At 37.4% G+C, this 13877-nt stretch carries 17 protein-coding genes; 15 read left to right on the top strand and 2 right to left on the bottom strand.

The window, feature by feature from the left end; all coding sequences use genetic code 11:
- Positions 1 to 353 precede the first annotated feature (353 nt).
- Both E7X56_RS00005 and E7X56_RS11655 read left to right on the top strand, forming a co-directional pair.
- Positions 354 to 1109: a hypothetical protein gene (locus E7X56_RS00005; RefSeq protein ID WP_135603627.1), complete on the top strand. Its 756-nt coding sequence runs from the start codon at positions 354 to 356 to the stop codon at positions 1107 to 1109.
- A gap of 6 nt (positions 1110 to 1115) precedes the next feature.
- Complete coding sequence (locus E7X56_RS11655; protein ID WP_167879400.1) at positions 1116 to 1277, top strand: hypothetical protein; 162 nt, start codon at positions 1116 to 1118, stop codon at positions 1275 to 1277.
- 16 nt (positions 1278 to 1293) lie between these two features.
- On the opposite strand, the gene E7X56_RS00010 is transcribed toward E7X56_RS11655, so the two are convergent.
- Entirely contained in the window at positions 1294 to 2028 is a 735-nt protein-coding gene (locus tag E7X56_RS00010) for a winged helix-turn-helix transcriptional regulator (protein WP_135603630.1), read from the bottom strand.
- 17 nt (positions 2029 to 2045) lie between these two features.
- Positions 2046 to 2468 carry a peptidase domain-containing protein gene (locus tag E7X56_RS00015; RefSeq protein WP_135603632.1) on the bottom strand — a complete coding sequence of 141 codons (423 nt, stop codon included), beginning with the start codon at positions 2466 to 2468 and terminating at the stop codon, positions 2046 to 2048.
- A gap of 286 nt (positions 2469 to 2754) precedes the next feature.
- Here E7X56_RS00015 and E7X56_RS00020 point away from each other — a divergent pair, with 286 nt between their 5' ends.
- The 13 genes from E7X56_RS00020 to E7X56_RS00080 all read left to right on the top strand — a co-directional run bounded on the left by E7X56_RS00020 (position 2755) and on the right by E7X56_RS00080 (position 13873).
- Entirely contained in the window at positions 2755 to 3171 is a 417-nt protein-coding gene (locus E7X56_RS00020) for a hypothetical protein (RefSeq protein WP_135603634.1), read from the top strand.
- Positions 3172 to 3242: 71 nt separating this feature from the next.
- The gene (locus E7X56_RS00025; protein WP_244603337.1) at positions 3243 to 4913 is read left to right on the top strand and encodes a Tol biopolymer transporter; all 1671 of its coding nucleotides are present in this window, start codon (positions 3243 to 3245) and stop codon (positions 4911 to 4913) included.
- Positions 4903 to 5754, top strand: coding sequence for an ABC transporter permease (locus tag E7X56_RS00030; RefSeq protein ID WP_135603636.1), 852 nt, complete (start codon positions 4903 to 4905; stop codon positions 5752 to 5754). Before E7X56_RS00025 ends, E7X56_RS00030 begins: the two co-directional genes overlap by 11 nt.
- 13 nt (positions 5755 to 5767) lie before the next feature.
- Entirely contained in the window at positions 5768 to 6664 is an 897-nt protein-coding gene (locus E7X56_RS00035) for an ABC transporter permease (protein ID WP_135603638.1), read from the top strand.
- Between the two features lie 13 nt (positions 6665 to 6677).
- Positions 6678 to 7883, top strand: a complete 1206-nt coding sequence (locus E7X56_RS00040; RefSeq protein WP_135603639.1) for a hypothetical protein — start codon at positions 6678 to 6680, stop codon at positions 7881 to 7883.
- Between the two features lie 4 nt (positions 7884 to 7887).
- The gene (locus E7X56_RS00045) at positions 7888 to 8829 is read left to right on the top strand and encodes an ABC transporter ATP-binding protein (RefSeq protein ID WP_135603641.1); all 942 of its coding nucleotides are present in this window, start codon (positions 7888 to 7890) and stop codon (positions 8827 to 8829) included.
- Positions 8830 to 9158: 329 nt separating this feature from the next.
- On the top strand, positions 9159 to 9905 hold the full coding sequence (locus E7X56_RS00050; protein WP_135603643.1) for a hypothetical protein: 747 nt from the start codon (positions 9159 to 9161) through the stop codon (positions 9903 to 9905).
- A gap of 109 nt (positions 9906 to 10014) precedes the next feature.
- Positions 10015 to 10521, top strand: a complete 507-nt coding sequence (locus E7X56_RS00055; RefSeq protein WP_135603645.1) for a hypothetical protein — start codon at positions 10015 to 10017, stop codon at positions 10519 to 10521.
- 78 nt (positions 10522 to 10599) lie between these two features.
- Entirely contained in the window at positions 10600 to 11682 is a 1083-nt protein-coding gene (locus E7X56_RS00060) for a hypothetical protein (RefSeq protein ID WP_135603647.1), read from the top strand.
- A 227-nt stretch (positions 11683 to 11909) separates the two neighbouring features.
- Positions 11910 to 12764 (top strand): hypothetical protein, encoded by an 855-nt coding sequence (locus tag E7X56_RS00065; protein WP_135603649.1) that lies wholly within the window; start codon positions 11910 to 11912, stop codon positions 12762 to 12764.
- A 285-nt stretch (positions 12765 to 13049) separates the two neighbouring features.
- Positions 13050 to 13235, top strand: coding sequence for a hypothetical protein (locus E7X56_RS00070; RefSeq protein WP_135603651.1), 186 nt, complete (start codon positions 13050 to 13052; stop codon positions 13233 to 13235).
- 84 nt (positions 13236 to 13319) lie between these two features.
- Entirely contained in the window at positions 13320 to 13631 is a 312-nt protein-coding gene (locus E7X56_RS00075; protein ID WP_135603653.1) for a hypothetical protein, read from the top strand.
- Positions 13632 to 13690: 59 nt separating this feature from the next.
- The gene (locus E7X56_RS00080; RefSeq protein ID WP_135603655.1) at positions 13691 to 13873 is read left to right on the top strand and encodes a hypothetical protein; all 183 of its coding nucleotides are present in this window, start codon (positions 13691 to 13693) and stop codon (positions 13871 to 13873) included.
- Positions 13874 to 13877: the final 4 nt, after the last annotated feature.

Below are 13877 nucleotides of genomic sequence, written 5' to 3' on the forward strand. Positions count from 1 at the left end.
ATAGGTTCATTCTCTTGATAGAGGAATGGCTGAGGAGAAAGTTAAGGATTCAGACAGTGGTGGAATGTTTGAGGTGAGACATAGTGGAGCTAAGACAAAAATGAGAAAAAATTAGGGAACTACTGAAATTAAATGATTCTGAAAATACCGATGAGATCGCCGATTCAAATACCTCTAATTCCTATTTTGAAGAATGTAAGATTCACCCACTGTTCATAACAAGCAGGGGAAATTTTCCCGAAATAACTGATCAGGAATGGGAAAAGTCGGTTACCAGATGCTATGATTCCATAAAAATGGGTCCCTCCTATACAATTGACAGTTCTATAAAATACATCTTTTGCGCCCATGAATTGCTGGAAGTTCATCTGGGTTCTGCTTATCAGGGAAAAATGAATGAGTCAGAAATTGATGAAATCTACCGGAAAATAGAGGAGCACTGTGAGAAGGAAGAGGGAATCAGCGATATACCCGTGGTCTTTATGTGGGCACAGGATGACGAAGATATGCCCTTACCTGACTATGGCCCAGAGATCTTTGAAGAAGCTAAAAGCAATCCATTGTTCATAGCTGCCTACGGGACAATGCCCGTAATCAAGCAGGAAAGTGAAAAAAGAAAATGGACGGATCTACTTGGCCATTCCAAGGGCAGGGAACTGGACCCTTTTTTTGCTGAGTTTGGAGGGCCGGTAATAGGTTATGGGGTCAGCATTAACGGATATCTGTTTGTGGGGATGGACTTAGAAAACCCGGAAAAAGTAAATGAGTCAGTAATTGATGAAATATACCAGACAATAGACAGACACTTTGAACAGGAAGCAGGGATAAATGGGGTGCCAGTGCTCTTTGAATGGGAAGAGCCTATTATCTTATGTGAAGCTGTAACCACTCCACCATCATCAGATGAAGAAGATATTTGCGTGATAGATGACGACGGAAATGTTATAACCTATACCAGGGATGAAGCCTATTTTGATGAAGATGGAAATCTTGTGATTATAGGCAATGAAACAACACAGGAAGAACCCGATACAAACAAGCAAACACCAGGTTTTACCTCAATAATGTTTATTATCGGACTGTTGTTATCGGCAACGAGTAGAAAGTGATGGGTTTTGGTGCATCTCCAAACCAAAAAGGAACATTACGATGATGTGATGGGAATATTCATTCCGGCGTTCTTTGTTACGTTTGCCCACGTTTTATTCATGGTCTGGTACAGGAGAAAAGAAGATCTGGTATCACCTTCCATTTCTTTGATACTGGGCACATTCTGAAATCACGATCTGATGATTAACTTGCTGAAATGGCAGGTTCCGATTCCGATATGGCTTTTATCAGATCTGCCTCTATCACCGGATTAATAAAGCATCTTTTGTATTTTCCATCGTTCTTGAAATGTACAAGTCCTTCATTGTGCATGTCATTAATATGCCAGTGCACGGTGCTTTTGTCTAGATTAAATGTCTTCGTGAGATCCTGGTTTGTCATTCCCGGTTTATGCAGAATGGAAATCAAAATTGTTTTTCCCGTGTCATTTCGCAGAAAGAATGCAATTTTTTGTTCTGTGTTGGACCATTTGTAAGAATTCTTAAAAATCATTACAATTTTTCCTTTCCTTACACATTTTATTTTATTGCACATCTGAAGTATTTTTAAGTGATATTTAATAGTACCTCTGTTCAATTTGAGTTGTTTTCCAATGTCAGAGATCGTACTTCCGGGGTTAGCGGTTATAAATTCAAGAATTTCATCCCGATTTTGGTTTTTGCAGTTTTGTCTTACTCTTCCGAGCAACAAAGGCAGGAACTTGTAAAGGGTTACGGAAGTCACCAGCAGTCCTGATATATAAATTAGTTGAAGCTTAAAAGGAAGTTCCCAGAAAGACAGGGTGGTGTCGTCGCCACCACCTTCATACATACCTCTTTCTGGGCCCGTATATGGAGCTACTTCATAGCCGTTTGCACTGGCTAAAGCTGGACTGCAAACGAGTATGAAAAGCAAAAACGTGGTCCATAAATTTTTCATAACAATGGAAACAATTTTCAGATATAATAATCTTCTGTACCTGTAACACTATAGCCGTAAACCTCGTGATGCCATGTTCCGATTTCAATTCCACCTGAGTTTGTTATTTCAATGTTAATTCTTCCATCGATGACGCCATCAGAACTGTCATAGTATGTCCCGATCAGCTGGTAACTTGGAGTATACACTTTTAACCTGAGCGAGTCGCTTGTGTCACCCCAGTTCAGGTCTATATGGTGTGAAGTTGTGTAAGAACTGACTGTTCTACTATGCCAGTTTGTTTCTCCTTGAGTTATAGTGTCAGCAACCCATCTGGGTGTAATGGTATCGTCTGACTTGACAGGAACGATAGTATATCCGTTGTCCTGACTGGCGGTAGCTGCGGCAAAAGATACCGACACAAGCATCACTATTAACAATAATCCTATTTTCTTGATCATATAATATCCTCCATAATTTTACAAACAATATTGTAAAAAAAATAGGATATAAGTTTTGTGTCCATATCATCCAACTGAAAGAAAACAGTTGGATGATATGGACAGATTATATTTATACTATCTCTCATCTAGGATATAGTGCAACATCGCAAAGATGTTAGTGGGGGTCCAGCTTAATCTTACAGTGATATCTGAACCCCGTGCCCGGAGGCAAGGTTAGGTTTGTAGTTTACACTATATAAGCGTAGCTTTGCCTCTGGAGTAACTTGAGTAAAGGGGTAAAGAAATGAGAAAAATAAGTAGTATACTGGTAGCACTTGCAGTTTGTGTAGCATTGGTAGGTGTGGCAGCAGCAGAGTCTCCTGATGCAGGAAGTACATGGAGTACAGCCAAGAGTTTTACCATGAACAATGGATACAATTTTGTTAGTGGACAACTGACAGAAAGTCCTGTTGACAATATTGATGTGTGGATAAGTACAACTCCAGATGCAGGAGATTATCTTGAAATGTTCCTTGATAGTACATCATATAACAACAACGTGAAAGCAGAACTCTTTGATAATGATAAAGATCTGATGCAACGTCTTGAAAAGAACAACAATGCAGGATATGATTACTCATTGGACAGTTCACCTGCATATGTGAAAATTACTGGTGATCTCGAAGATAGAGCCTATACTTTCACTGTGTATAGAAACTAAAATAGCATTGTTCGTTTTGGAACTAAACCAGAACGAACTAATTTTTTAGGATGTGACAAATTTAATTTCTAATGGGATCGTTTAAAATGATTAAAAGTATGTCAATTCTATTCATAGTAATTTTTATGGTTGGATTAGTGTCAGCATCATCCAGCTCGAGTAATAATGCCATCAGCTCCATCCAAATCAATGATTTGATTCAAACTGAAGAAGGATTTAGTTCATCCCTTGCAGAATGGAGTCCAGATGGGGGGTACTTGCTCGTCCGATCACATAAATCAATTTCAATGTTTGAAGGAATCAATAAACATTATTTGATAGATATTGAAAACAGAGCATTCGGAGAAATTGATTATGGAATTACAGAGAAAGAAAGTAATTATTTGTCCCCATTCATTGGATGGATTCCCTCTGGAGCCAAAATTTATTTCTCAGTTTCAAAATGGGGACAGGGAAAGGGGACAGGCGGCAGTAATTATATAATTTGTGATCCGGATGGCACCGATATGAGAGTAATCGGTTCCCAAAACAAAACCACTCTTGACAAAGCAATAAACAATCTTGGAGGGGGAGTCCGGTACAGGGATTTAACATTTAGTCCGGATAGTACCAAAGTAGCTTTTGAATATGAAGATCCGGATAATTTTCTCGGAAATCTGTGGATTGAAAACATAGATGGAACAAACTCTTTTGAATTGAGAGCTAAAGCAAGAAAACTCGTATGGTATAACTCTACGACGGTTTTTTTCTTAACAAGAGATGGTTCGTTGTTGGTTACTGATGATAGAGGTAATTCTGTCCAGGCTTTTGTTTCAGATAATGATGGAGAAAAACATGGAATTGTTTCATTCAGTCCCGACAAACAAAAAATGACATTCCCCATATATTCAGTGGATGATAAATATCATCATTATATATCAAATATTAATGGGTCAACCCTTACAAAAGCATATGTTGGAAGCTGGCAACCCAATGGTTCAGCCATGCTAATAAATAAAAATGGAAGTTTATACATTCTTGAAGGAAAAGATCATAGTAAACGTCTTCTGTACGAAGGCAATGCAACTGAACCTCGTTGGTTCCCTGATGGAACTAAAATACTCTTTCTTGAAAACGAGAACAAAATTTACTCGATAGATACTGATGGTACAAATATTTCATTTATAGCAGATATTGGACTGACAACTCACCACATATGGGATACTTATGAATGGGAACAAATTTCGATAAGCCCAACTGGAGAACGTATTGCTTTCACATCAGCGTTGTACCAGAATGGGGAATTAATAGATATGGAACCCTCTCTCAAGAAGGCAAAAAACGTTGCAGCTCCACTTTTTATAATCAATTCTGATGGTACAAATCTAACCCAATTGACACCATCTTTAAAAGGCAGGCATGATTTTTTAGATGGATGGAGTCCAGATGGAAATATATTGACAGTGGATTTTATTCATTTTTCTGAAAATGGGAATATGCATGGAAGCCCCCATCTGATCTCTTTAAATGATCAAGATATTGCAAATGGATGGGAAGAGATGGCTGTGAGTCAGATTATCGGAAATGATAATCCTACTAAGATCAATAATGAAAAAGATTTGAACGAAACACCCGTTCTAAATGACTCATTGGCCAATGTAACTGAAAATAAACAGAGTCCATCTTTTCGTCTTTTTCAATTTGTTTTCTGCTTGATGGGTGTATGGATGCTACAAAAAAAGAGGTTTTTTTATGACAAATAAAAATGCTGTGCTAATAATTGCAAAAAAGGAATTTTCAGATAAATTGCATGAGCCCAGTTTTCTCGTGCTAATGTCCATCTTCATGATTACATTGTTTGTATATACGCAAGGCAATAACACGCTTGGAGACATTGCACAAACATTTGGTGTTTTTTTCCCACTTTTGGCTATTGCTCTGGGGTACGATGCTATCATACGAGAAAAGAACAGCAGAAGCTTGAATGTACTTCTTACACATCCGGTATTCCGCGACAACATCATAACAGGCAAATTCCTTGGAATAGGCACAACTCTTGGTTTGGTTGTGCTCCTGTCCATGATGATTATCACAGCATCTGATTTTCTAGTTTCCGGGAAAATTGTACAATTTGAAGCACTTTCACGCCTGATGATTTTTGGAATTTTTGGATACCTATATCTTTTGACTTTTGCTTTATTTGGTCTATTCACATCAATACGGTGTAAGACAGAGATCACATCTCTCGCATGGGGTGTTATTGTATGGATAAACATGTGCTTTGTTTTAGGTCCTACAATCATAATGCTATCGTCTGTCATAACAGGTCAATCCATGTTTGAAATGACGGACAAGTTCTTTTCCACAGGTGCCTTGCTTTTTAATATATCCCCCATCCATCATTTCGCAGAAGTTACTGTAGGATCTCTGGATTTAAGCTACGGCACATTCCATATTGAAAGAGATGTACATGGTTTTCTTGATACAAAACATTCCATATCCTACTTAATTGGATACTATTGGCAAAATATAATAATTCTACTTGTACTTCCTGTAATTTTGCTTGTTGGTTCATATATTTCATTTTTGAGAGAGGACATCTAAGGAGACGGATCCAATGTCAATCAATATTCACAATGCAACATTAATAGCAAAAAAAGAGTTTGTTGATCATTTGAAAAGCCCGATCTTCCTCTCTTTTGTTGCCACATTCACATTAGTAATTCTTGCATGGTCATATGTAAAAGGAATGGAAGTTGAATATACTTCAACTGTACTGGGGATGCCCGACGTCATGAGAGGATTTCAGGGAGTTTCCAGCGTCGTTGGACGATTTGCGCCCATTATTGGAATTGTTCTTGGTTTCGATGCAATTGTTAAAGAAACAAAATCCAATTCTATGAATGTATTATTGACGCATCCAGTGTTTCGGGACAATATAATATTGGGAAAAATCCTAGGATTAGCTACCTGCATCTTATTGATACTCTTCATTTCAATAAATATTGCTGCAGGAGCTATGCTGATTGTTTCCGGTTTGCCGGTAACAATGCAACACATAATCCGAATAGAGCTCTTTGTAGTTTTAACTTTCTTCTACGTGTTGTTTTTCCTTGCATTATCAATGACTATATCGATCATTGCAAAAAAAGCTAACATATCATTACTATTCAACATTGCCATCTGGCTGGTCATTACGGTCTTGTTTGCTGAATTAATATTTACATCATCATACATATTGACAGACAGCGCTGAAATTGCAACTGAGCAAACTCTGTATTATATAAATTTCATTCCGGAACACCATTATGCGGCACTTACAGTAGGCATGCAGGATATTGAAAAAGAATCACTTGGCTCTTCTTCAGCAATTGGAGGAATTTTTGATACCAGTTATACCTTATCTGATTGGGCTGCTGAATTCTGGCCAAATTTGGTGATTCTCATATCATTTTCCATTGTATCACTAATAGCCTCTGTAATTGCATTTTTGAAAAAGGATATCACTTTATAAGATGGGGAGTGCCATGTGTCGAAATAATTCAATAAAAGCGCTATTGTTAGTACTTTTTGTACTTCTTTCTCCGGTATCTTCTATAGCTTCTGCAGATTGGGGAACTGTGGTTGCAACATCGGAAACCACCGGGAAAGTAGCAATCTCAGGAGATATCATTGAATTTCCTATAACGATTCAAAGGGGACACAATAGCAGTGAAAAAGCATGGATCGGGCTATCAGTTTCAAGTGGTCCCAAAAATTGGGATGTTGGTTTTTATGAAGAAAACGAACAAATTCTTTTTCTGAATTTTCCTGAAAACGAAAACAAAAAGAGAAATGTCATTTTAAGAGTGAGAACTCCTTCAGAAGCGAACGATGGAGTATATTCAGTCTGGGTAAATTTTGTTCCGGATGAAGGAGACATTTCCATACAGGAATTTGTTGTAAAAATCGATAGTGATGCGGATATAAACATGCAATTATATTCTGCAATCCCAGGTCTTGAAACCTCTCCGGCAGAACCGGTTGAGTTTATTGTCACGATTGAAAATAATTATGATCACCGGATTAAAGTCAATCTGGATGTTCTGGAAAAGCCTGAGAATTGGGACATTCAACTTCTTGAAATTGAAAATAAAAAATATAGAATCACGAAGCAAAGTCTTGAAAAAAAGAGTCAGCAGGATTTTATTGTTCGTGTCAATCCGCCTATTAATACTGTAGATGAGAGTTATACTATTACTGTTGCAGCAACCCCGGAAAATGGTCAGCAAAGTGCCAAAGAAACATTGGAATTGGAAATTAATGGTAACATTGAGACAAATGAAGCATTGGTACTCATCCCCGAAGAAGTAAACTTAATTTTAAGTCCGGGTTCCGATTCCGAGATTTATGTGACAATCAAGAATACAGGAATACAACAACTTGAAAATGTTGAACTTCGGATGCAGGATGTTTCTGGAATATCAACTGATGTAAGGATGTTTGGCGCCATCGAAAAGCTTGACTCCGGTGAATCAAAAGAAATCCCCGTCCAGATCTCAGTAAGGGCTGATGCATCTTCTGGTTCTAAGGATATTTTGATGCGTGCAATAAGCGATACTACCAATAGCGAAGATGGAACAATTGCTATAGTAGTTGAAAGATCAGAAAGTAGTGGTTTTTTCGGTGTGGGACTTATTCTGATTTCTATATGTGTTCTTGGACTGATTATTTATAAATTTGGAAGGAGATGATTTTATGGAATATGAATATCCAATTATTGTAAACGAATTAACGAAGAAATTTGGGAAACAAAATGAGATCGTAGCAGTTAATTCACTTAGTTTTAAAGTTAACAAAGGTGAGATTTTTGGTTTTATTGGTCCTAATGGTGCTGGTAAAACCACAACTATGAAGATGTTGATTGGTTTATTGGAACCAACCGGCGGCGAGGGTCACGTCGCCGGCTTTGATATCGTGAAAGAGATTATAAATATAAGGCAAATAACAGGGGTTCTTCCAGAACCGGCCGGTTATTATGATGATCTGACTGCTCGACAAAACCTGAGGTTTTATGCCAGCTTTTATGATATTCCTGACAAGGAATATAAAATCGAAAAGTTACTTGAACTGTTAGGATTAAGTGATGCAATAGATCAGAAATTAGGTGGTTTTTCAACCGGGATGAGAAAAAGGTTTGGACTTGCTCAGGCACTCGTAAATGATCCTGAAATTGTATTTCTGGATGAGCCTACAAGTGGTATTGATCCAGAGGGTGCACAGATGATGAGAAACTTAATTGTTGATCTCAGCAAAAATAAAGGAGCTACTGTTTTTTTGAGTTCACATTCAATGGAAGAAGTCGAAGAAATATGTGATCGTGTTGCCATTATAAAAAAAGGGAGTCTTCGGGCCATTGGATCTAAAAATGAACTTCGGGAAATGATCCATACTATAAATGGTGTTTATTACAAACTTGAAGTTGAAGGTAAACCACTCGAAGAGTTAGCTGCAATGTTAAGCTCAATAAATGGTGTTATTAGTGCTAACGTTTCAGAAGATAATATTTTACTTCATACAAAGACTAATAATTATCAGGAAATCGCAAAAACAATAAATTCAAATAATTGGACAATTTTGAAGTTTGCAGAGGAAGAACTTTCACTTCATGATATCTTCTTGCAATTGATTGCAGAATGAAATATATGTTGTTTTGATCAACAAGATGATGGTGGAAATATTGCAGAAAATCTCACCTAAAATCTTTAGCGAAATTGTAAAAAAACTCCTTAATCTTGTGACCATATCTTCCAACTGAACTAGAACAGTTTGATGATATGGCTAGAAAATATTTATAGGGTGAGTTCCTAGAATAGCATGCACATTCAAAAAGTATATGATGGAGGTTCCAATTAATTTTCTTGGGCGAATTTGAACTTCATCTACAGTGGCATGGATATGTTTTCCTTGTACATATTTAGAGCTTACCTGATCTTGCCTCTGGGGTGAATGGAATAAAGGGGTAAAATATGAAATTAAAACTACTTTTAGGACTGCTTATTGTGGTCGGTATGATCGGATTGGGATCGGCAACTGAATATAAGGAAACCGATTATGGTCGTCAATTGACTCCGGAAGAAGTAGATGAAATGTATCCTACTTGGATTATGCCTGATCATGTGCGTGCTGAAATATATAAGGAAACTCCAGAGTCGATCGAAAAGAAAAGGTTGCGTGAAGAGAGATTAAGGCAAAATATGATTAAAAAACCACTTACACCTGAGGAAATTGCTGAAATAAATGCAAATGCTCCTGAAGGAATGTTTTTGGTAAGTGGAATTGAAGAACAATTACCCGGAAAAGCTCTGACACCGGACGAAACAATGGCAGCTTTTGGCAATGCTTCATGGGATTATCAAATACCTGAAGAATTACGACAGGATTCAATTAAAAGAACAATAGTATCTGAAAAAGAAGATAAAAAACCACTTACACCTGAAGAAATTGCTGAAATAAATGCTAATGCTCCTGAAGGGATGTTCTTGGTAAGTGGAATTGAAGATGTTTCTATGAATAGGGCATCATCAAGAAATACGGGAATTGAAAATGCAAGAGTTGAAGGCGATAAAATCGTTATGAATTGGGCAATATCTACCCATTCGCTGAATTCAAATTTGACTAACAATTCTGCAACGGTATTCGTGCCTAATGTACTAGAGGTTCTACGTGAGACTGGAATTAGGATTGGAATACAGGTGCAGACAACCAGGTCCTAATTATATTTCCAAAATACAACTGATTTCCTTTTATTTTTATATTTTAGGAAATTCATATTAATCATTGGACTAAATAAAATTATGCGGGGAGTGATATTTATTGGTTAAAATGGCACATGTACTAATTTTGTCTTTTTTTGTAATCGGAGTGGTAAGTTTCATACAATTTACCCAATATGAATCTGACATGGAATTGAGTGTTGATGCTAATGGCAATCTGGGGATGGCATTGAGTGTTAATGCTAATGGCAATCTGGAGATGGTAAATGGCAGTTATGCCGATATAACCAAAATGTCTATTCGTGGATGCAATGGGAATTTAATTGAAATACGTGATAAAGATGAAATAAATGCTTTGATAAATTGTATTTCTGGATTTTCATACACTGAAACCCCTTCTCTGGAAGGACGTAGAGGCTGGGACTATTTAATTGATTTTTATAATGGGCGTCACCGAATATCACGGATTAGTATTATGAATTTTTCGAATGAGTCTCATGCTCAGATCAATGGAGTCCACTACACTCCCAATGAACCGGGATTTGAAAGTTGTGTATCTGATAGATATTGGGATGATCTATATGGATCCGAACCAGATAAACATGGGTTGGATTGAAACAATATGACATAATGCCATCGGATTTACAGGATAGTGTCACTCACTTTCTTTTTGGGACCAACAAAGGTGAAATGAATGAAAATAAAACTAAAATTTGGAATGAGTGTATCATTTGTGTTGCTGCTACTTATTGGATTGGCATTTGTTGGCTCTGCAGATACAAACAACAGGCTTCCTAAATCGTTGGAAAACAACGATGAAGGCAATATATTGGATATTGATCAAACAAATAATGCAGAATACACATTCATTTTCGGCTTAGGTCCTTTCGAGCATGAAGCAATTGCCAGCGTAGGAACACTCCCCGAGTTCAATACGGTGGAAGAGAAACAAGAATGGATTCTTGGGCTCAAGGAACTGAATGAGGGATTAAAAGACGGTATGGTCTCTTCTTACATGTATCCTTATGGAGAAGTGCTGACATGCGGATATAATTCAAATGGAATTCTTGTGATATTGTTCGAGAATAAGACAATAGAACAGGACACAATGGATGAAATATACACATTTGTGGATGAAAAAGCAAGGGACTTAAACATTCAGGATGTCCCGGTAGAGTTTGGGCGTGGGGAATACTGGCAACAGTATGAAATTGACATGAATTTTTTAAGTGAATCAGAGCTCGAAGCCGATAAAGAATTCATGAAAAGTGGAAGGGGAATATATCAACCAACAGTTATTGCAAGGTATGGAAAATTACCGCTTCTCACAACGGATGAACAAAGATCTGATTTTGGCAATGATTTGATGGATATCCTGCATGATGTCAGGTTGGAAATGGAACCTTATATGGACAACGGGCAAGTCGTAGAATATGGTGTAACATTTGGTCCCTCAGTTGAAGTTGGGATGAACAAAAATGAAATTGATGATGTCCAAACGTTGTGTGATGAAGTATACGGAATATTTGACGAGGAAGCAAAACAAATGGGCATCAATGAAATTCCAGTAACTTTCATTGAAAGTGGAATGATTATAGATGATGTCGAAATTGTGGAAGAAAGCGATGTTGTAGGTCCCGGTTTATCAGAATCAGATCTCGCGATTATAGATAATGAAACAACACAAGAAGAACCCGGGACAAACAAGCAAACACCAGGTTTCACTTCAATAATGCTCATTATCGGACTGTTGTTATCGGCAAGGAGTAGAAAGTGATGGTTTTTGTTTCATCTCCAAAACCAAAAAGGAACAATTTGATGGAATGGATATAAAATATTTATACTGCTTATCACTTAGAACGTAATACGGCATTGAAAGATGTTGTGATATTTGGGAAGCCTTGACGGAACAACCAATCCAAATATCAGTGTCTGATTTCAGGTTTACTGTTTACTCCTATGGTTATCTTTGCTTCCGGATCAATGGGTTCAAGAGGTTATTGCATGAAAATAAAGCTATTTCTGGGATTGCTGTTTGTGATCGGCATGATCGGGTCCGGATTGGCAATTGAAGAAAATGCAGAACAAAGTTGTGTGGTTATTGAAGAACAGCCTCAGGAAGAAATAGTTAGAACACCGGATGAAGTAATGGCAATTTTTGGTAATATTACGTGGGATTATCAAATACCCGATGAAGTACCGGCTGATGGGATGGTGCGTTCACACGAAGGCACAAAATATGTGTATATGGTACGTAATTTTTCAGCTTCGATTTCGCTAACAGAACTAAATGAAGCAAGAAACGATGTGATCAATAGCTATTATACGAATACGTCGGAGAAAGGAGCTTCATATGGTTCTGTAATATATTCAGTACCTCAGGTTCCGGAAGGAGGACGCATTGTAGCGTACTGTTTTAGAATTAATGATGACGGGATAACAAGTCACTATGTGGGAATTGCCGGTGACGAAAGTTCGGTATCCAGGATTCATGATAAGGCAGAAATATGGTACAACAATGAAGTTCTGGAGCTGGAAAAGGCAGAAGCAAACACAATTGTTGAAGATGAACTCATTTCCAATAGCTCATTTCAGGGCGCATCTGAAAGTTATACAATGTCCGAGGATAGGCTTGAGATTGCAAATAAGTTGTATGGTACCGACATTACATATGGCGAATACATAAAGCAGGTTTTCCCTGAAGCATACAAGGAATTTCCATCACCTTCTGAAGAAAAACTCTATAATATGACTATACCGTGGTCGATATTTCCTCGGGGGATCAAATTAGTTATCTGTGTTCCTGTCTTGGCGTTTTTCATGGAAAAAATACTGGAAAAATTGGATCGATCAGGGTGAAGTAACAGGGTTAAAAAGTAAACGGAAGAGAATAAGATGATAATAACTCAGGCATTGATCATATTGGCAGAGACAAAGCTTCAATTAAAGTCTTTGTGATAGCATGGAAAGAAACAAAGTAATAGCATCGCTAATTCAAGTCTCTCTTTTTTTTGTAGGAATATATATGGTGCCCCGCTATGTATTGGATGATCTTGCCGGATCGTTAGTAGTTTCAAGTTTTGCTTTTCTGTGTGGGACACTCTACGAGTATGCAGGAATTTATCGAAGAACGGGGAAAATACAATGAGTACAAAAAATCTTGGTATTTTCTTCAATTTGTTCATTGTAATAGCTCTGATAACTGCATTTTACAATGCTTATCAGGGATGGTATTACGATAATTCCAGTCAGTTATTGTTGTCTATTTCCTTGCTATTTTCGTTGTTAGCAGCTTCAATCAAAGAGACCATTAAAAGAAATGCGGATTAAAGAGGCAACTTATGGGTATTTTGTTCAGTATTTGATTTTTTTTCTTGCAAATGTAGAAATGTGATTTTAATAAAAGGTGATAATATGCTTCCTTCATACCTGCTTTTCATTATTGGATTACTAGCCCCAATTGCAGCCATATTATGTGGCTTAGCGTTAAAGAACAAGTATTTGAGTTCTGCAGTAGGTGTCGCAGGTCCGATTGTGCTTTATTATTCCATTTACATTTCTTCAGGAGCCTCATACAGGGTAGATGCTGTATATTATTTTGGAGTTCTGGTAATGTTAGGAGGCTTGACCGGATATCTGGCATCAATTAAAAAAGTGGAATATAACCTGATTGCAATCTGCTCATGTCTTTTCTACCTGATATTTTACTTTAGAGGATTTGCTTAATCGGACACGCTGATAAAAAATTAATATGATGAGTTCTGTTTGTTATACGGTGTTGTAATATGGATCTAAAAACAATGAACACCCTGTCCCGCATTTTTGCCATCACTGCAGTTGTTGTAGCATTCTATAACGCTTATCTTTTATGGGCAAAAGGTGAGTTCAGTCAGCTCCTTTTCTGGGCAACTATAGTTCTTATTCTTCTCTCCTCGATCATCCGGGAATTTATCAAAAGGAAAAGTTGAACCC

It is taken from the genome of Methanococcoides sp. NM1, from assembly GCF_900774285.1.
GTDB classification, from domain to species: Archaea; Halobacteriota; Methanosarcinia; order Methanosarcinales; family Methanosarcinaceae; genus Methanococcoides; species Methanococcoides vulcani.

Coding starts and splice junctions, on each gene's coding strand:
- E7X56_RS00010 (WP_135603630.1), bottom strand. CDS start 2,028: ATGAAAAATTTATGGACCACGTTTTTGCTTTTCATACTCGTTTGCAGT.
- E7X56_RS00015 (WP_135603632.1), bottom strand. CDS start 2,468: ATGATCAAGAAAATAGGATTATTGTTAATAGTGATGCTTGTGTCGGTA.
- E7X56_RS00020 (WP_135603634.1), top strand. CDS start 2,755: ATGAGAAAAATAAGTAGTATACTGGTAGCACTTGCAGTTTGTGTAGCA.
- E7X56_RS00025 (WP_244603337.1), top strand. CDS start 3,243: ATGGGATCGTTTAAAATGATTAAAAGTATGTCAATTCTATTCATAGTA.
- E7X56_RS00030 (WP_135603636.1), top strand. CDS start 4,903: ATGACAAATAAAAATGCTGTGCTAATAATTGCAAAAAAGGAATTTTCA.
- E7X56_RS00035 (WP_135603638.1), top strand. CDS start 5,768: ATGTCAATCAATATTCACAATGCAACATTAATAGCAAAAAAAGAGTTT.
- E7X56_RS00040 (WP_135603639.1), top strand. CDS start 6,678: ATGTGTCGAAATAATTCAATAAAAGCGCTATTGTTAGTACTTTTTGTA.
- E7X56_RS00045 (WP_135603641.1), top strand. CDS start 7,888: ATGGAATATGAATATCCAATTATTGTAAACGAATTAACGAAGAAATTT.
- E7X56_RS00050 (WP_135603643.1), top strand. CDS start 9,159: ATGAAATTAAAACTACTTTTAGGACTGCTTATTGTGGTCGGTATGATC.
- E7X56_RS00055 (WP_135603645.1), top strand. CDS start 10,015: ATGGCACATGTACTAATTTTGTCTTTTTTTGTAATCGGAGTGGTAAGT.
- E7X56_RS00060 (WP_135603647.1), top strand. CDS start 10,600: ATGAAAATAAAACTAAAATTTGGAATGAGTGTATCATTTGTGTTGCTG.
- E7X56_RS00065 (WP_135603649.1), top strand. CDS start 11,910: ATGAAAATAAAGCTATTTCTGGGATTGCTGTTTGTGATCGGCATGATC.
- E7X56_RS00070 (WP_135603651.1), top strand. CDS start 13,050: ATGAGTACAAAAAATCTTGGTATTTTCTTCAATTTGTTCATTGTAATA.
- E7X56_RS00075 (WP_135603653.1), top strand. CDS start 13,320: ATGCTTCCTTCATACCTGCTTTTCATTATTGGATTACTAGCCCCAATT.
- E7X56_RS00080 (WP_135603655.1), top strand. CDS start 13,691: ATGGATCTAAAAACAATGAACACCCTGTCCCGCATTTTTGCCATCACT.